This window comes from Baia soyae (assembly GCF_004341445.1).
In the GTDB taxonomy this organism is placed as follows: Bacteria; Bacillota; Bacilli; order Thermoactinomycetales; family Thermoactinomycetaceae; genus Baia; species Baia soyae.
On record NZ_SLXV01000004.1, the window covers coordinates 92,440 to 111,402 of the forward strand.

The 18,963-nt window shown below is 43.1% G+C and carries 18 protein-coding genes; 1 reads left to right on the forward strand and 17 read right to left on the reverse strand.

What is annotated here, in order from left to right; translation table 11 throughout:
* Positions 1-113: 113 nt before the first annotated feature.
* The 17 genes from EDD57_RS02480 to EDD57_RS14295 form a co-directional block, all read right to left on the reverse strand.
* Positions 114-1,826 (reverse strand): proline--tRNA ligase, encoded by a 1,713-nt coding sequence (locus EDD57_RS02480; protein ID WP_131847897.1) that lies wholly within the window; start codon positions 1,824-1,826, stop codon positions 114-116.
* Between the two features lie 87 nt (positions 1,827-1,913).
* Positions 1,914-3,203, reverse strand: coding sequence for an RIP metalloprotease RseP (gene rseP, locus EDD57_RS02485; protein WP_131847898.1), 1,290 nt, complete (start codon positions 3,201-3,203; stop codon positions 1,914-1,916).
* Between the two features lie 18 nt (positions 3,204-3,221).
* A complete protein-coding gene (locus tag EDD57_RS02490) occupies positions 3,222-4,382 on the reverse strand; it encodes a 1-deoxy-D-xylulose-5-phosphate reductoisomerase (RefSeq protein ID WP_131847899.1) in 1,161 nt (386 codons plus the stop codon).
* A gap of 19 nt (positions 4,383-4,401) precedes the next feature.
* On the reverse strand, positions 4,402-5,199 hold the full coding sequence (locus EDD57_RS02495) for a phosphatidate cytidylyltransferase (protein ID WP_165873641.1): 798 nt from the start codon (positions 5,197-5,199) through the stop codon (positions 4,402-4,404).
* A gap of 19 nt (positions 5,200-5,218) precedes the next feature.
* Complete coding sequence (locus EDD57_RS02500) at positions 5,219-6,004, reverse strand: isoprenyl transferase (protein WP_131847901.1); 786 nt, start codon at positions 6,002-6,004, stop codon at positions 5,219-5,221.
* Between the two features lie 87 nt (positions 6,005-6,091).
* Entirely contained in the window at positions 6,092-6,649 is a 558-nt protein-coding gene (gene frr, locus EDD57_RS02505; protein WP_131847902.1) for a ribosome recycling factor, read from the reverse strand.
* A 3-nt stretch (positions 6,650-6,652) separates the two neighbouring features.
* Complete coding sequence (gene pyrH / locus EDD57_RS02510; RefSeq protein WP_131847903.1) at positions 6,653-7,378, reverse strand: UMP kinase; 726 nt, start codon at positions 7,376-7,378, stop codon at positions 6,653-6,655.
* A 76-nt stretch (positions 7,379-7,454) separates the two neighbouring features.
* Entirely contained in the window at positions 7,455-8,108 is a 654-nt protein-coding gene (gene tsf, locus EDD57_RS02515) for a translation elongation factor Ts (protein WP_131847904.1), read from the reverse strand.
* Positions 8,109-8,205: 97 nt separating this feature from the next.
* On the reverse strand, positions 8,206-8,931 hold the full coding sequence (rpsB, locus tag EDD57_RS02520; protein ID WP_131847905.1) for a 30S ribosomal protein S2: 726 nt from the start codon (positions 8,929-8,931) through the stop codon (positions 8,206-8,208).
* A 173-nt stretch (positions 8,932-9,104) separates the two neighbouring features.
* Positions 9,105-10,523 (reverse strand): ATP-dependent protease ATPase subunit HslU, encoded by a 1,419-nt coding sequence (gene hslU, locus EDD57_RS02525; RefSeq protein WP_131847906.1) that lies wholly within the window; start codon positions 10,521-10,523, stop codon positions 9,105-9,107.
* Positions 10,524-10,526: 3 nt separating this feature from the next.
* Positions 10,527-11,066 (reverse strand): ATP-dependent protease subunit HslV, encoded by a 540-nt coding sequence (gene hslV / locus EDD57_RS02530; RefSeq protein WP_131847907.1) that lies wholly within the window; start codon positions 11,064-11,066, stop codon positions 10,527-10,529.
* Between the two features lie 59 nt (positions 11,067-11,125).
* Positions 11,126-12,436 (reverse strand): FADH(2)-oxidizing methylenetetrahydrofolate--tRNA-(uracil(54)-C(5))-methyltransferase TrmFO, encoded by a 1,311-nt coding sequence (gene trmFO / locus EDD57_RS02535; RefSeq protein ID WP_131847908.1) that lies wholly within the window; start codon positions 12,434-12,436, stop codon positions 11,126-11,128.
* A gap of 51 nt (positions 12,437-12,487) precedes the next feature.
* A complete protein-coding gene (topA, locus tag EDD57_RS02540) occupies positions 12,488-14,575 on the reverse strand; it encodes a type I DNA topoisomerase (protein WP_131847909.1) in 2,088 nt (695 codons plus the stop codon).
* A gap of 92 nt (positions 14,576-14,667) precedes the next feature.
* Complete coding sequence (gene dprA, locus EDD57_RS02545) at positions 14,668-15,780, reverse strand: DNA-processing protein DprA (protein ID WP_131847910.1); 1,113 nt, start codon at positions 15,778-15,780, stop codon at positions 14,668-14,670.
* 80 nt (positions 15,781-15,860) lie between these two features.
* Complete coding sequence (gene sucD / locus EDD57_RS02550; protein ID WP_131847911.1) at positions 15,861-16,766, reverse strand: succinate--CoA ligase subunit alpha; 906 nt, start codon at positions 16,764-16,766, stop codon at positions 15,861-15,863.
* A 31-nt stretch (positions 16,767-16,797) separates the two neighbouring features.
* A complete protein-coding gene (gene sucC, locus EDD57_RS02555) occupies positions 16,798-17,964 on the reverse strand; it encodes an ADP-forming succinate--CoA ligase subunit beta (protein WP_131847912.1) in 1,167 nt (388 codons plus the stop codon).
* A 177-nt stretch (positions 17,965-18,141) separates the two neighbouring features.
* Positions 18,142-18,288, reverse strand: coding sequence for a hypothetical protein (locus EDD57_RS14295; protein WP_165873642.1), 147 nt, complete (start codon positions 18,286-18,288; stop codon positions 18,142-18,144).
* Between the two features lie 124 nt (positions 18,289-18,412).
* Here EDD57_RS14295 and EDD57_RS02560 point away from each other — a divergent pair, with 124 nt between their 5' ends.
* Positions 18,413-18,829: a hypothetical protein gene (locus EDD57_RS02560; RefSeq protein WP_131847913.1), complete on the forward strand. Its 417-nt coding sequence runs from the start codon at positions 18,413-18,415 to the stop codon at positions 18,827-18,829.
* Positions 18,830-18,963 lie beyond the last annotated feature (134 nt).

Sequence of the window (18,963 nt, forward strand, 5' to 3'; positions counted from 1 at the left end):
ACGAGTTTATGATATTTAAATTGAAATAAAACCATATAATCCATCAAAATAAAAAAGCTAACAGGTTGATGAATGCCCTCAATCGTTAGCTTTTTTATTTTCACTATATCTTGTTACTTTTGATCTGCCTTTTCTAACCATTCAGGAACCAGATTTCGAATTTCTGAAAGCGATACTTCTTCACTATGTCCAGTACGGCGAGCTTTCATCTCCACCACACCGCATTCTGCTTTGGATCCCACAACTACGCGAACCGGAATCCCTAGTAAATCGGCATCCTTAAACTTTACACCAGCACGTTCGAAACGATCATCGAATAATACTTCGATTTTCATTGAGCGTAACTCTTGGTATAGCTTCTCCGCTGCTTCGCGTTGTGCCTCGTCTTTCATGTTGACTGCAATTAAATGCACATGGAAAGGAGCAATTGACACAGGCCAGACAATTCCATTTTCATCATGATGCTGCTCTACTACTGAGGCCATCGCCCGAGAAATCCCAATTCCATAGCAACCCATGATCACCGATTTCTCTTTGCCATTTTGATCAAGGAATTTAGCTTTCATAGCATCACTATATTTGGTACCTAGCTTAAAGATATGTCCGATCTCAATTCCTTTTACTAGTTTGATAACCCCTCCACAACGTGGGCAGGCATCTCCTTCTTGGATATTGCGAAGGTCTACATAGTGATCGACATCGAAGTCACGACCAGCTTGTACATGGAGAAGGTGCGTATCTTTTTCATTCGCTCCCACTACCATGTCTGAAAGCCCTTGAATGGCTTGATCTGCTAAAATCATTACCTTTTCCTGAAGAGAGACAGGTCCTACATAGCCAGGTGTTGTACCTGTAACTCGGCGCACGGTTGCTCCGTCTGCCAATCCAACCATCGTGGCATCGAGGAAGTTTTTGATCTTCACATCGTTCACTTCGTGGTCACCACGAACCAATACTAACACAGGCTTCTCATCCACCATAAAGAGTAAACTCTTCACAAGTTGACTTGGATTGATTTCGAGGAAGTCAGCCACTTCTTGAATGGAACCTTTTCCTGGCGTCGCTACCTTTTCGAAGGCCACTCCTTCTACTGAAGAGACTTGAAACTTACCCACTACTTCTGCCATCTCTATATTAGCCGAATAATCACAGGACTCACAGATCGCAACGTAGTCTTCACCCGCAGAAGATAACGCCATAAACTCATGTGTCCCTTTACCTCCAATAGCACCAGAATCCGCCTCTACAGCACGGAAGTCCATTCCAAGACGAGTAAAGATATTGGTGTAAGCACGATACATATCTTCATAGGTAGCATCAAGAGAGTCTCGGTCTGCGTGGAACGAATACGCATCTTTCATCAGAAACTCGCGACCACGAAGTAGGCCAGAACGAGGTCTGCGCTCATCACGAAACTTGGTTTGAATTTGATAAAGCGTAGCAGGAAGCTTTTTATAAGAATTAATCTCATTACGTACAATATCCGTAACCGTTTCTTCATGCGTAGGCCCTAAGATAAAGGAACGTTCATGGCGATCCTGCAATCTTACTAGGTCGGGACCATACGTTTCATAGCGGCCCGATTCCTCCCAAAGTTCAGCCGGATTCAAGGCAGGCATCAATAGCTCCTGTCCTCCAATCTCGTCCATCTCTTCACGTACAATTTGTTCCACTTTATTCAGTACACGTTTACCAAGAGGGAGATAATTATAAATACCGGCCGCTAATTGGCGAATAAAGCCAGCACGTAATAACAGCTGGTGGCTGATCATCTCAGCTTCTCCTACCGTACGCAGGGTAGGAATTAAGGCATGTTGTTGTCTCATGAAATTCCCCTCTATTTCTACTATTCTCTCGTTCAATCATACAAGGAGGGATGTGAGCATCTAGACCCACATCCCTAGGATTTTCGTCTATTTAAAGACTAATTTTACTATATCGTTGTAAGTCACGACAAGCATCAACATCATTAATAGCGCAAATCCCACAAAATGAACCATACTCTCGATATTTGGACTCACCGGGCGCCCTCGAAGTGCCTCGATTCCAATAAACAGAAGTCGACTACCATCTAGTGCTGGTATAGGCAGGAGGTTAAACAATCCAAGGTTTAAGCTAAGAATCGCCATCCATTTGATTACGATATCAACACCCTGTTGTGCGGCTTGTCCCGTAATCGTTCCCATCTGGATCGGGCCACCTAAGTTTTCCAGCGATAGTTGGAAGGTAAATAGTTTATAGAAACCATCTCCGATCACTTTGATCCAATCATATGTAAGAGTAAAACCACCACTTACTATTTCGCCAATCGTGGCAGGTCGTTTCCCCTTCTCGCTATTAAAATCGATGCCAACTTGATAAATCACATCTCCGCTTTGGGTTACTTTTTTCTCTGGCTGGAGTGGAATTTCTAACTGCTGACCACTCCGGTCGACAGTTAGTTTTACTTCACTTCCTTGCGACTCTAAAATTTGATATTTGAACATATCAAAAGTAGGAACATCTTTCCCATTAATCTTGGTAATAATGTCACCGGATTGGATGCCCGCAGTTGCACTTGGGCTACCTGTTACTGTTTTTTCAACATACAGTCTGTGTTCAACACCAGTGATTCCAATATAAATCGCAAATAAAACTACCGTCAAAATGATATTAAAAACAGGACCAGCTAAAATAGCTAATGCCTTTTGTCCAGCTGTTTTGGAGCCAAATTGACGATCCCAAGGTGCAATTTGTGTTTCACTTTTCTCATCAAAATGAAGAAACATCTTGGGATCAAGCTCATAACGAGCTTCGTTCCCCTCATCATTTTCGAGAACTACATATAGCTTACGCTCTAAATCAACCTCTACCACACGGCCTGCTACTATATTGCCTATGGAGTGATTTGGCTCATAGAGATACATATGATCCAATTTTCCCAGCTCATTTAAAGAGGCGTATACATGTGCTCCCGCTTTCACTTCAACTGTTTCTGGCTCTTCTCCAGCCATGCGGACATACCCACCCAGCGGTAAGAGACGAATGGAATATAGTGTCTCTCCTCTGCGCCAAGAAAAAATTTTGGAGCCGAAACCGATGGCGAATTCGCGAACTAATATTCCAGCGCGCTTCGCAAGAAGAAAATGCCCTAATTCATGAATAAACACTAATAAGCTGAGGACAGGGATAAACACAGCAACGTAATACAAAAAATTTCCCATCGTTTCACTCCTTATGTTCTAACCGAGAACAGGGATTATTTGACTCGCAGCAAATCTCCTAGCCCAACTATCTGCTTCTTCAATTTCCTCTAAAGTAGGATTTACACTACTTTGATGAGATTCGAGTGTAAGCTCTACTATTCGATCAATCGCTAGAAATGGAATTTCATTGCGTAAAAAACGAGCCACGGCAACCTCATTCGCTGCATTTAATACAGTAGGCATCGTTCCACCTGCTCGGCCCGCTTCAAAAGCAAGCCGCAAAGCAACATATCGATCGAAGTCCATCTCTCGAAAATCTAGTGTTGCAATCTTGGCCAAATCCAGCTTGGTCGTTTGAACGGGTAATCGATTTGGAAACGTAAGCGCATACTGGATTGGCACTTTCATATCAGGTGTACCTAATTGAGCCATGACAGCTCCATCTTGAAACTCAACCAATGAATGAATGATACTTTGCGGATGCAACAATACATCAATTTTGTCATAATCAAGCTCAAATAACCAGTGTGCTTCAATTACTTCAAGGCCTTTATTCATCATCGTCGCAGAATCAATCGTTATTTTAGCGCCCATCGCCCAGTTTGGATGTTTTAACGCATCCTCCACTGTGACATTCGCTAGTTCTGTCCGAGATCGGTCGCGGAATGAGCCTCCTGAAGCCGTGATGATAAGACGTTCTACATCAGACATACTCTCCCCATTTAAACACTGAAAAATAGCAGAATGTTCGCTATCAATGGGCAACAGAGGAACATTTGCTTTCTGGGCTTCTGTCGTTACAATGTGTCCAGCCGTTACAAGTGTTTCTTTATTAGCAAGACCGATCTTTTTCCCTGCTTGTATCGCGGCTAAGGTAGGGCGTAGTCCTTGACTACCAACCAAAGCAGATACCAAATAAGTTGCCTCTGGATGGGTAGCCACTTCAAGCAACCCTTCCTCTCCCCAGAGTACTTGTACATAGGGCCCTACTTCTGCTTGAACACGCTCCGCTGCCTCACGAGAAGCCATCGAAACGACTTTCGGATGAAATTCACGAATTTGCTTAATCATTAACTCTACATTTGATCCTGCTGAAAGAGAAATTACTTCAAACTCCTCACGTTGTCCACGTACTACTTCTAGTGTACTAGTCCCAATAGAGCCTGTAGAACCAAGTATTGCTAGTTTTTCTGACATACCACAGACCCCTCTTTCGTTATAAGACCTCGATCAATCGTAAGATAATGAAGGTGAAAATCAGACTATCAAATCGGTCAAATACTCCTCCATGCCCAGGTAATATATTGCCTGAGTCTTTCACACCCGTGGTTCTCTTAATAGCTGATTCAACCAAATCCCCAAACTGGCCAACGAAAGAAATAATAATACCTAATCCAATCAGAGTGGGAATTTGACCAAGATCATAGCACAAGCCGATTACTAGGGTTAACAAAGTACCGACCAAAACACCACCGAGAGAACCTTCAATCGTTTTATTCGGGCTGATGGCAGGCCACAATTTACGTTTACCAAATCGTTTTCCCACAAAATAGGCACCTGAATCACTTGCCCATGTAGTAAATAGAACCATCAACGTTAAGGCAAGTCCATTTTTTTGCCAAATCGTTTCGATCATAATGGCAAATCCATATCCAATATAAAGCGCACCTAACGATAGATACGCAATGTGATCAATCGTAACCTTATTCTTACTTAACACAATCAAAACAAAAAAGAGGACAATTCCTAGCAACCATAGATTAGGAAACGTTAAAATGGAAGGGACAGGAATTTTTAGAAAAACAGATACACTATTCCATAAGATAGACCAAACTAATAAAAGTCCTAATAGTACATGCGGGCCCTTCCACTGACCTAACTTCATCTGTCCAAATTCAAGAAAGCTAAGGGTAGCGAGTACTGCTAGTAGTCCCGAGTACCACGATGCTCCTAAGAATAATAGGGCAAGGTACGCACCCGCTCCTAAGACTCCTGTTATTACACGTTGTTTCATTGGCGTTCTCCTTGTTTGATCAAACTGCCCCGTAGCGCCGACTGCGGTTCTGGAAGTCATAGATTGCTTGATAGAAAGCTTCTTTGCCAAAATCAGGCCACAGTGCTTCCGTAAACCAAAGTTCACTATAAGCAATTTGCCATAATAAGAAGTTACTGATCCTCATCTCTCCGCTCGTACGTATCACGAGATCTGGATCTGGCAAGCCACGGGTAAGCAGATGCTGATTCACTACTTGTTCATCTATTTGCTCTTTATCAATATTGCCGTTTTGCACTTCATCTATAATCTCTCGAATCGCTTGAAGAATCTCGTCACGAGAACCATAATTAATAGCAAAATTTAATATAAGACCAGTATTGTCTTTCGTTTTCTCTTCAAACTCAACAAGGGCTTGGTAGGTAGACGTAGGAGTCTCTTCTTTCCCTCCTAGCATTTGAACACGAACATTGCGATCGATTAATTCTTGAAGATCAGACTTCAAAAACTCGATCGGCAACTTCATTAAATACTCGACCTCTTCTTTCGGACGTTTCCAGTTCTCAGTTGAAAAAGAGTAAAGAGTAATCGCCTCGATTCCAATCTCATCAGCAGAACGAATGATTTCACGTACCCTTTTCATTCCGGCCAAATGACCCGCTGTTCGAGGAAGTCCTCGTTTTTTAGCCCAACGACCATTACCGTCCATTATGAAACCAATGTGACGAGGAATCGGATTCTTACGAACTTCTTTTGTTAATTGCTCAAGGGTTAGTTCCCCTTTATTTTCAGCAGATCCCATCCAGCGCTTAATCGTTTCTAGCATATGTTCTCCTCCGCCGGCAAGCTCTTTTTCTCATCATCATAGCATAAAAACCCCCTCAGGGGACTGAAGGGGTAACACCCAGATCGATTAGATTTCGGTAACTTCTTTCTCTTTCGAAGCTACGACAGCGTCTGTTTCTTTGATAAAACGATCTGTCAATTTTTGAATGTCCTCTGAGCTACGACGAGCCGCGTCTTCTGGAACTTCACCATTTTTTTCTAGCTTTTTGACGTCATCATTTGCATCACGTCGCACATTACGAATCGCAACTTTGGTTTCTTCACCCATCTTACGAGCTAATTTCACCAATTCAGCACGACGCTCTTGAGTCAATGCAGGAATGTTGATGCGAATAATGTTTCCATCATTGTTTGGAGTAAGTCCAAGCTCCGATTTCAAGATAGAGCGCTCGATCTCAGCCAATGCGGTTTTATCCCATGGCTGAATAACCAAAGAGCGTGGATCTGGAACTGAGATGTTTGCTAATTGATTTAAAGGCGTCTCGCTACCGTAGTATTCTACGATAACTTTGTCTAAAATTGCTGGATTTGCACGTCCCGCTCGAAGTGTCATCAAATCTTTCTTAAGCACTTGAATCGCTTTATCCATTTTTTCTTCTGCTTGCTTTTGTACTTGATTCACCATTTATTAATTGCTCCCCTTTACAACCGTACCAATCATTTCACCCAGAATGACACGACGAATATTTCCTTCTTCAGAGAGATTAAACACGATTAATGGAATTTCATTTTCCATACACAAGGTAGACGCAGTTGAATCCATCACAGCGAGGCCTTGGTTCACGATATCTAGGTATGTAAGTGACTCATACTTAACCGCATCGGGGTGATAACGAGGATCTGCATTATATACACCATCCACATTATTTTTCGCCATTAGGATCATCTCTGCTTCGATTTCTGCCGCACGAAGCGCCGCATTCGTATCCGTAGAGAAGAACGGGTTACCCAATCCTGCTCCAAAGATCACCACGCGCCCTTTTTCTAAATGGCGAATCGCCCGACGACGAATATATGGCTCCGCTACTTGACGCATCTCAATAGCTGATTGGACCCGAGTTGGAAGTCCTTGAGCTTCAAGTGCATCTTGCAGTGCTAGTGAATTCATCACAGTTGCCAGCATCCCCATATAGTCAGCAGTTGCACGGTCCATGCCTGACTCGGCACCAGAGATTCCTCTCCAGATGTTTCCACCCCCAACTACAACCGCTACTTCTACTCCTAATTCTACCACTTCTTTGATTTGAGATGCGATAGACGAAAGCACTTTGGCATCTAAACCATATCCCTGCTCACCAGCAAGCGCTTCTCCACTTAACTTTAAAATTACCCGTCTGTATTTGGGAGTACTCATATGATGATGCCTCCATTCTCCTTGTGCTTGCAAAAAAAGGGAACACATTAGGTAAGTGTTCCCTATACATCTGTCATTAGCCTTTATTGACTTGAGACATAACTTCTTCTACGAAATTATCCTCGCGCTTTTCAAGACCTTCGCCAAGTTCATAACGAACAAAACGGCGAATCGAGATGTTTTCACCAATACGTGCAATTTGCTCTTTTACCATTTGCTCAATCGTTTTTTCGCCATCTTTTACAAACACTTGATCCATCAAGCAGATATCTTTAAAGTGTTTGGTTAGACGACCTTCTACCATTTTATCAACGATTGCCTCTGGCTTTCCCTCTTGAAGCGCTTGTTGGCGAAGGATTTGACGCTCTTTTTCTACTTCGTCACCAGGAACTTCATCACGACGTACATACTGTGGGTTCATCGCAGCGATTTGCATAGCAACATCTTTTACGAAGCTTTTGAACTCGTCCGTTTTTGCAACGAAGTCAGTTTCACAGTTTACTTCTACAAGCACACCAATGCGGCCGCCACCGTGGATGTAGGATTCTACTACACCTTCAGCTGCGATACGACCTGCTTTTTTATCAGCATTGGCAATTCCTTTTTCACGAAGATATTCCATTGCTTTTTCCATGTTACCTTCGGTTTCGTTTAATGCTTTCTTACAATCCATCATCCCTGCGCCTGTCTTTTCACGCAGTTCTTTTACCATAGCTGCTGTAATTGCCATGATGAATCGTCCTCCTTATGTATAGAAAATTTTTCTTTTCTTTTATGAAAAAGAGGAGGCAAGGACTAGCCAAGCCACCCCATTTTTTGATTCTCGATTACTCAGCTGCTACTGCGGCTACTTCTTCTGTACCTTGATCTTCGCCTTGACGCGCTTCGATGATCGCATCGGCGATTTTACCAGTGAACAAACGAACTGCACGAATCGCATCGTCGTTACCTGGGATAATGAAATCCACTTCATCTGGATCACAGTTAGTATCTACGATCGAAACGATTGGGATGTTCAATTTACGAGCTTCCGCAACTGCGATACGCTCTTTACGTGGATCAACGATGAAGATTGCATCTGGCAATTTCTTCATATGTTTGATTCCGCCGAGGAATTTTTCTAATTTCTCATGTTCTTTTTTCAGTAATACAACTTCTTTTTTAGGAAGTACTTCGAAAGTACCGTCTTCTTCCATGCGCTCTAACTCATGAAGACGGTCGATACGTTTACGGATTGTTCCGAAGTTAGTAAGAGTTCCACCCAACCAACGATGATTTACAAAGTATTGACCTGCACGAATCGCTTCTTCTTTTACCGCTTCTTGTGCTTGTTTTTTGGTACCTACGAAAAGTACAGTACCACCATTTGCTGCGATATCACGAACGCCAGCATATGCTTGTTCCATCATTTTAACGGTTTTTTGAAGATCGATGATGTAGATCCCGTTACGTTCTGTAAAGATAAATTTTGACATCTTCGGGTTCCAACGACGTGTTTGGTGACCGAAGTGTACACCTGCTTCGAGTAGTTGCTTCATTGATACTACTGCCATGTTTGTTTCCTCCTTGGTTTTTATACCTCCGCTGAAGATCAAAAGAGCCAGAAACCACTTAGGGCACCACTAACTCCTACTTCAACGTGTGTGTTTTTACACCAATGATGACTATACCACGAAGTGGGGGTTCTTGCAAGCTATGGTCCAGATAAAATAAGTTCCGAAGTGAATTAAAGGATATACTGAGATAAATCTCGATCCTCGGCAATCGATCCTAAGCGATCTTGTACATACTTGGGTGTGATGGAAATTTCTTCAAGATAAATATCGGGTGCTTCGAAAGAAAGCTCCTCGAGTAAACGCTCCAAGATGGTGTGCAAGCGTCTAGCACCAATGTTTTCGGTAGTAGAGTTCACATGTTGTGCTAGTTTTGCAATTTCATGAATTGCTTCATCGGTAAAACTAACGCGGATATTTTCTGTTTCTAGCAAGGCTGTGTACTGTTTGATCAAAGCATTTTTCGGCTCTGTCAGGATACAAACAAAGTCATCAGCAGTTAGATCTTTTAATTCTACCCGAATCGGAAAACGCCCCTGTAGCTCGGGAATGAGATCAGATGGCTTTGATACGTGGAAAGCGCCTGCCGCGATGAATAAAATATAATCCGTTTTAACTGGGCCATATTTGGTTTGTACGGTCGATCCTTCCACGATCGGGAGAATATCGCGTTGAACTCCTTCGCGGGAAACATCTGGGCCACGTTGATCTTTGCCAGCAACCTTATCAATCTCATCAAGAAAGATAATCCCTGATTGCTCCACACGATCCAACGCATCTTGAACCACTTGGTCCATATCAATCAACTTTTGACCTTCCTCTTGAGTCAGTACCTCTCTCGCCTCTTTTACCGAAAGACGACGCTTTTTCTTCTTCTTGGGCATGAATTGGCCTAACATTTCTTGCATATTCATCCCCATTTGATCGCCACCAGCACCTGCAAACATATCAAGCATTGGAGACATCTGTTCCTCTACCTGAATCTCAATCATCTGCTCTTCCAATTCTCCACGCTCAAGCTTTGCTTGTATATCACGACGCTTTTGGAGTACACGATTTTTTTCCGTAGAGTTAGTTTGAGAAGATTGCTCATTTTGGTTATTGCCAGAGAAGAACATCTCCAAAGGGTTTTTAAATCCAGCATCACTTTTCTTCTCTGGGACAAGCAGTTCTACAATCCGTTCATTGGCCAGTTGCCCTGCTCGCTCTTTTACCAGTTCAAGACGTTCGCCCTTCACCATGCGAATGCCCACTTCTACCAAGTCGCGGATCATGGATTCCACATCTCGACCCACATAGCCAACTTCAGTAAATTTAGTCGCTTCTAATTTTACAAAAGGGGCTCCTACCAACTTAGCAAGACGACGGGCAATCTCTGTTTTTCCTACACCAGTAGGACCCATCATTAAGATATTTTTTGGTACAATTTCATCTCGCATCTCTTCCGTTAGCAGGCTACGGCGATAGCGGTTACGCAAGGCAATTGCTACAGAACGTTTTGCTTCTGTCTGCCCGATGATGTGTTTATCTAGTTGTTCGACGATTTGCTTGGGAGTCCAGCTTTCTTTCTGGTTTCGTTCGGTCACTGACATCCACTACACCTCTTCCACGGTGATGTTGCTATTCGTAAAGACACAAACTTCACTGGCAATTGTTAGAGCTGCGTGAGCAATTTCTTTCGCATTCATATGAGTAGCATGACGCTTTAACGCACGACCAGCTGACAAGGCAAAGCTTCCACCCGAGCCTATTGCTAAAACATCATCATCTGGTTCGATCACTTCCCCATTACCAGAAACCAGTAATATTTGATCTTTATTTAGTACAATTAACATAGCCTCTAGATTACGTAACACCTTATCCATACGCCATTCTTTGGCCAATTCCACAGCAGCTCTGGCAATATTCCCATGAAACTCTTCTAGACGCCCTTCAAATTTTTCGAAGAGAGTAATCGCATCTGCTACGGAACCAGCAAAGCCTGCGAGTACTTTTCCTTTATAAAGATGACGAACTTTTTTAGCTCCATGTTTCATAATCATCTGATTACCAAATGTCACTTGTCCATCACCGGCAATGGCTGCTTCCCCATTATGACGAATGGCAAATATCGTCGTAGCATGAAATTGTTCCATGTTTTTTTACATCCTTTCGGATTCTCGATTCCCATAAAGCTTGTTTGTGGACTAGCTATTTATGATTCATTTACATTCGTAGCAAAAGCTCTAATCTCGTTTAACGCAATCTCTGCATACTTCTCAGCACGCTCTTTTTTAGAGCGGATTCTTTCGGGTAGCTCGGTAAATAAGCCAAAATTGGCATTCATCGGCTGGAAGTGTTTTGAATCGGCTGTGGTTATGTAGTGCGCTAGGCTACCGATGGCTGTAGTCGCAGGCGGAGTGAGTAACTCTTTTTCCTGTATCAGACGGGCCGCATTGATTCCAGCAAGTAGACCAGAAGCAGCTGACTCCACGTATCCCTCCACGCCTGTCATCTGCCCAGCAAAGAACAGATCTTCCCGATTTCGGAATTGATAGGTCGAATGTAGAACTTTTGGAGAGTTAATAAACGTGTTCCGATGCATAACTCCATATCGAACGATCTCTGCATTTTCCAATCCCGGTATCAGCTGGATCACTTCTTTTTGAGGCCCCCACTTTAAATGTGTTTGAAAGCCAACCAAATTAAAGAGAGTGCCTGCTGAATTATCTTGACGTAATTGGACTACTGCATAAGGACGTTTCCCTGTATGTGGATCATTTAATCCTACTGGTTTCATAGGACCAAATAGCAATGTTTTCCTGCCACGCTTCGCCATCACTTCAACAGGCATACAGCCTTCAAAGTAAATCTCCTTCTCAAACTCTTTTAAAGGAGCTACCTCCGCCTCCACTAAGGCATCGTAGAAACGATTAAACTCTTCTTCATTCATCGGACAATTGAGGTAGGCCGCCTCGCCTTTGTCGTAACGAGAAGCAAGAAAGACTTTATTCATATCGATACTTTCTTTCTCCACAATCGGAGCGGCTGCATCATAGAAGTATAGGTATTCTTCACCTGTAAGATTCTTTAACTGCTCCGAAAGCATTGCCGATGTAAGCGGACCCGTAGCGATCACTGTTGGACCTTCTGGAATAGACGTTACCTCTTCCTTGATCACTTCAATCATGGGATGCTCATGCAAGGTCCGCGTAATTTCTTCCGAGAAATTTTCTCTATCTACAGCTAAAGCGCCCCCTGCTGGTACGGCATGTTTGTCTGCCGCTTTCATAATGAGCGAGTTGAACTGACGCATTTCCTCTTTTAAAATACCTACCGCATTTGTTAATCCGGCTGCGCGTAGAGAGTTACTGCAAACTAACTCAGCAAACTGATCCCCGCGATGTACGGGAGTCCGTTTGACAGGACGCATCTCAATCAAACGAACAGGTACTCCCCGCTGAGCAATCTGCCATGCAGCCTCACTTCCTGCAAGACCTGCCCCTACTACTGTTACTTTCTGCATGGGTTTCTTTCTCCCTCCAAGATGTTTATTACTAGCCTGTGTCGTTATTCCCTAATTCTTCTCTTCTTCGTAATGGCATTCCGTACAAACTAGCATCGATTCTTTCTTTTTCTTCTTCTCAACCATCAAACCTTGGCATCTTGGGCAAGGACGGCTAACCGGACGATCCCACGAAACAAAATCACAATCAGGATATCGACTACAACCAAAGAACACACGAGATTTCTTACTCTTTCTCTCTACTACTTCCCCTTGTTTGCAAGTCGGACAAACAACTCCTGTTGATTTTAAAATGGGCTTCGCATTCCGGCAATCTGGGAATCCTGGGCAAGCCAAAAACTTACCGAATCGACCATGTTTGTAAACCATTAAGCGACCACATTTCTCACACTCTTCATCTGAGACCTCATCCTGCAACTCTACTTCTGCCATCTCCGATTCTGCGAATGTTAAACGCTCTCGAAACTTTTCATAGAATCGATCTAAAATGGCAACCCAGTCAATCTCGCCGTCTCCTACGAGGTCTAAATCTTGCTCCATATTAGCTGTAAACTCGATATTGAGAACCTCAGGGAAAAACTCGCTGATCATCTCAATGACAATCTCACCCAGCTCAGAAGGAACAAACTTCTTCTCCTCTAGTAAAACATAGCCACGCTTTTGAATCGTATCCAGCGTAGGCGCATACGTACTCGGTCGTCCAATTCCATTCTCTTCTAATGCTCGGACCAATCTAGCCTCTGTGTAACGTGGTGGTGGCTGTGTAAAATGTTGTTTCGGATCAATTTTCTTCTTCTTAACCACTTGACCCGGCTCAAGCGGCGGAATCACAACATCATCATCTTCTTTTTCTTTCTTCTTATCGTCCGTGCCCTCTATGTATACTTTCATAAATCCAGGAAACTTCACCTTAGAGCCCGTAGCACGGAATAAAGCATCTCCAGCTCGTAGGTCTGCGGTAATCACATCCATCACAGCAGAAGCCATCTGACTTGCGACAAAACGCTCCCAGATTAATTTATAAAGACGATATTGGTCGCGGGATAGAGAGCCTTTTAAATCGTCTGGAGTACGAAAAACCGATGACGGACGAATGGCTTCGTGTGCATCTTGTGCTCCTGATTTACTCTTCGTGACGCGTGGTGAACTTGGCAAGTAAGACGAGCCAAATTGATCCGTAATGTATTGCTTTGCTTCATCTTGCGCAGTGGGTGAAATCCGTGTTGAATCCGTGCGCATATACGTAATCAAGCCCACAGTCCCCTGCTTTTTACCCAGATCAATTCCTTCATACAACTGTTGGGCAATAGACATGGTCTTTTGAGCGCGAAAGTTACATTTGCGCGCAGCTTCTTGTTGCAAAGTACTTGTGATAAAAGGAAGGGAAGGATTCCGTTTTCGATCTGTCTTCTTTACTTCTTCCACAGTAAAGCGCTTTCCTTTTATGGAATCAAGTAATTCATTTACTTCTTGATCTGACTTTAGTTCCACTTTCTTTTTTCCATATCCATAAAACTTCGCTGCAAATGGTTCATCTTTCTCCGCCAACAGGTGTGCCGTTACGGTCCAATACTCTTCGGGTACAAAGGAACGAATCTCCTTTTCACGATCCAAAACCAATTTGACTGCTACCGACTGTACACGTCCAGCAGAAAGGCCCTTTCGAACTTTCTTCCACAAGAGCGGACTAATCCCGTACCCGACTAATCGATCTAACACTCGGCGAGCTTGTTGTGCATTCACCAGATCCATATTGATTTTTCTAGGTTTCTTAAATGCTTCTTTCACTGCTTGTTTGGTAATTTCATTAAATACCACTCGACATTCCTCATCCAAAGCAACTTTCAAGTAATGAGCGAGATGCCATGCAATCGCTTCTCCTTCACGATCCGGGTCAGCTGCGAGATAGATTTTTTTTACTTTTTTACTCGCATCACGAAGATCTTTCAGCAGATCTCCTTTTCCCCGAACGGTGATATATTTGGGTTCAAAATTATTTTCCACATCTACTCCCAATTGACTTTTTGGTAAATCCCGTACATGTCCCATGGAAGCTTTCACAATATAATTTTTACCCAGATATTTACTGATCGTCTTGGCTTTGGCAGGAGACTCTACAATTACTAATGAATCTGCCACCCTGCGTCCCCCTCTTTAGGTTATAAACCCTGTTTTCAAGCTCATAATTGTTACCATACCAGATGGTAAAAACAAAAAGCAACTTTTTTGACCTAGATTCGAATATATCGATTTCCCGGCAACTGCTGGATTAACTGTTTCATTTCCAACATGATGAGAGCAGGATGAACCTGTGAGATGGACAGGACTTGCCCCACTTCATCCATTAATCTTTGCAGAGAAATTGGCTCATTCGAAAGCTCTCGATAGAGTATTTTTTCATATTCAGTTAGTGATCGTAGCTGGTCCTTCTCTTTTTTTAGCCCAACAAGATTTCGCTCCATTGTAACAGCTGTTGCAAATTGCGCATACTCTTCCAACACATCTCCAATATGCCGAATGCATTTCGCACCTTGTTGAATGAGCTGGATCGTCCCTCCACTCTGCTCAGATGTAGCTGGTCCAGGAACCGCAAAGACCTCTCGGCCTTGCTCCATACTACATTCAGCTGTAATCAACGATCCACTACGCTCTGCGGCTTCTACCACAACCGTTCCCAAACTTAATCCACTAATAATCCGATTCCGTTGTGGGAATAGTCCGGGATTTGCTCCTGTACCAGGGGGTGATTCTGATAGGACCAAGCCCTTTTGGACGATCTTTTCATATAACCTGACATGATTTTTGGGATATACCACATCAATTCCGGTTCCTAGCACTGCAATCGTCTTCCCGCCAGACTCTAAGGTAGCATGATGAGCATCCCCATCAATTCCGGTAGCCATTCCACTTACTACTGTTAAGCCAGCTTGTACAAACTGCTCGGCCAATTGCTTTGTGATTTTTCTCCCATAGGGGGTCGGCTTCCGTGTCCCCACCATCGCAAAACAAGTCTCATTTGCTAATTGACGATCTCCTCGTAGATACAAAACCCAAGGAGGTTGCGGGATTTCGCGTAAGAGTTCGGGATAGTCAGCATCGTATACAGTCATAACTTCAATTCGTTTCATTCGCAGTTCTGCGATCACTCGCTTACTCCACTCTTGATTCCACGTTTGCTTAATACGCTGATATGTACTAGCTGGAACCCTCTGATCTTTTATCATATCCAAATACGGTATGACATCTTGATCAGGAGTCCAGCCGACTCGTACGAGTTTATCAATCAAGTGCCATCCTGCTCCCAAAATCCGGTGTAAACCGATTAGTCCACTAACATCCTTCATCTTTACACGTTCCCTTCATCCATTTCTATAAAAAAAGAAGACCTAGCTTGCTTAAGCAGGTCTTCTTAGAAAAGCAGATGTTATTTCTTTACGATGAAGTTATCTAAAATGCCTTTTCCTTCGAGAACCTTAACCAACGTTTCACCGATTACTGCCGGAGTAGGAGCGACCCCCACACCACAAGCTTCTAAAGTAGCGATTTTTTCAGCAGCTGTTCCTTTTCCGCCAGAGATAATCGCGCCCGCATGACCCATACGCTTTCCTTCTGGTGCAGTTTGTCCGCCAATGAATCCGACTACTGGTTTGGTCATATTTGCCTTGATCCATTCAGCAGCCTCTTCCTCAGCTGTTCCACCGATCTCACCAATCATGATAACCGCTTCGGTTTCTGGATCTGCATTGAATTCTTTCAACACATCGATGAAATCCGTTCCATTGATGGGGTCTCCACCGATTCCAACCGCTGTAGATTGTCCAATATTACGAGTAGTCAATTGGTGAACCGCTTCATAAGTCAACGTACCGGAACGGGATACGATTCCCACATTCCCTTTCAAATGAATGTAGCCTGGCATAATACCGATTTTACACTCATCTGGTGTGATAACGCCTGGACAGTTCGGACCGATCAGACGGGTTTTCTTCCCTTCCATGTAACGGCGAACCTTTACCATGTCGAGTACTGGAATTCCTTCTGTGATACATACGACCAAGTCAAGACCTGCATCTACCGCCTCCATAATCGCATCTGCGGCAAATGGAGCTGCTACGTAAATGGCTGATGCAGTTGCTCCTGTAGCTTTAACAGCTTCCTGTACAGTATTAAATACTGGGATGCCCTCTACCTCTGTTCCACCTTTACCAGGAGTTACGCCACCTACGATGTTCGTGCCATACTCAACCGCTTGTTTGGTATGGAATAAACCAGTTGCTCCTGTAATCCCTTGGGTAATGACCTTTGTATCTTTATTTACAAAAATACTCACGGAAATCCACCTTTCCTCTGCTACTTATCTATTAGGCTTGTGCTACGAGTTGAACGATTTTTTGAGCTCCGTCTGCCATGGAGTCAGCCGCTACGATCGGTAGACCCGAATCATTCAAGATTTTCTTACCAAGATCAACGTTGGTACCTTCCAAGCGAACAACAAGTGGAACACTTAGGTTTACTTGTTTCACTGCTTCCACAACACCCTCAGCGATTACATCACACTTCATAATTCCACCAAAGATATTGATAAAGATTCCTTTTACTTTTTCATCCGAAAGAATGATTTTAAAGGCCTCGGTAACCTTTTCTGCTGTAGCACCGCCACCTACATCGAGGAAGTTAGCTGGATCGCCACTATAATGTTTGATGATATCCATCGTCGCCATCGCTAAACCTGCGCCGTTTACCATGCAACCGATGTTTCCATCCAATGCAATGTAGCTCAAGTCGAATTTAGACGCTTCGATCTCTTTTGGATCTTCTTCGTTCAAATCACGAAGTTCTAGGATGTCTTTATGACGGTATAGTGCATTTGAATCAAAGTTTAATTTTGCATCAAGCGCCATTACTCTACCATCACTAGTCGTTACGAGAGGGTTAATTTCAGCAAGAGAGCAGTCGTTTGATACAAATGCTTCGTATAGGCCAAGCATAAATTTCGCTGCTTGATTTACTTTATCTTTTGGGATATTGATGTTATATGCTAAACGACGAGCTTGGAATGGTGACATCCCAACGGCAGGATCGATTACTTCTTTAAAGATCTTTTCTGGTGTCTTCTCAGCCACCTCTTCAATCTCCGTACCGCCTTCTTCAGAACCCATCATCACAACGGCATTGCTAGAGCGATCAATGACCACACCGATATAGTATTCCTTTTCGATCGGACAACCTTCTTCAATCAAGAGGCGTTTTATTTCTTTGCCTTCTGGTCCAGTTTGGTGAGTAACCAAAATTTTACCTAGCAATTCATTCGCATAAGCACGAACTTCATCAAGGCTACGAGCTAGCTTCACGCCACCTGCTTTTCCGCGTCCGCCTGCATGGATTTGTGCTTTTACAACCCAAAGCTTGCCACCTAATTTTTCAGCAGTTTCTACTGCTTCATCTGCATTAAATGCAACATGGCCATTTGGGACAATGGCTCCATATTTTTTTAGTAATTGCTTACCTTGGTACTCATGTACATTCATACCCGATCCCCCAGTCTAATCATTACAGCCAAACTGTTTAGATAACTTATTTATGTAGTTTCTCAAACAAACTGCGAACCGTACATCACTGGCTCTTTTGCCAGTATAGCTCATGCCGAAAGCGTTGCCAAGAGAATTCAGGGCATCTGGCCGATACCCTGAACCTGTAATTATTTCCTATCTCCAAAGCAATTGCATCACTGTAGCACCTATGAAAATGACGAAAAATAAACCACCTACAACAGAGGCGCTTATCATGAAATCATCAAAATCATACTCACTATTTTCAACTTCATAGTGGCTTTGATGAACTTGGGAACCCATATTGAATTACCTCCTTTCGCTCCGTCAAGACCATTGATAAGTATACCATGGTTTGTTACCCTCGAAAATGGGGAATGGCCAATTGAAAATCCCATCACGGTAATCTTAGTATAGGAGGTTCCACTTGAATATACACTTTCAAACTCGTGAACAGTATTTATTTATCCATCGAAATGTAAAACACTTACTCCTCTTATGGGAAAAAGACCACCGGAAGCATCTTTACCTCGTTATAAAAGAAGAAGGAGAAAATCTAACTCTTCTCGATCCAGGAGAAATGTACCAAGAACATGTCTTTGATGAAATACTTCCTATCTTTTTTCAAGTATTACATACCGAAACCGGAACCTTAGCTACCCTCTTAGGAGCCACTTTCCTCTATCACGATCAGTTAGTTGGTATGTACTACAATCCCTACGATCCTTCTGAAGACCTGTATTTTTTCTATATTCATGATCAACAAATCAACGAAATTCCAGATGAAGAGTATGCCCAAGTTACACAGACATTCACGCAAGAATTCCCTGATTATTGTAAATAAAGGAAAAAGGAGTGACCATATGACTACAGTCACTCCTTTCAGACCGCAGACAAAGTCTATTTTATAGACAAGGTTTGCGGTCTTTTTTGTCGAATTCTAATTATATAGAATCGACTACATGGAGGGATAGCTTT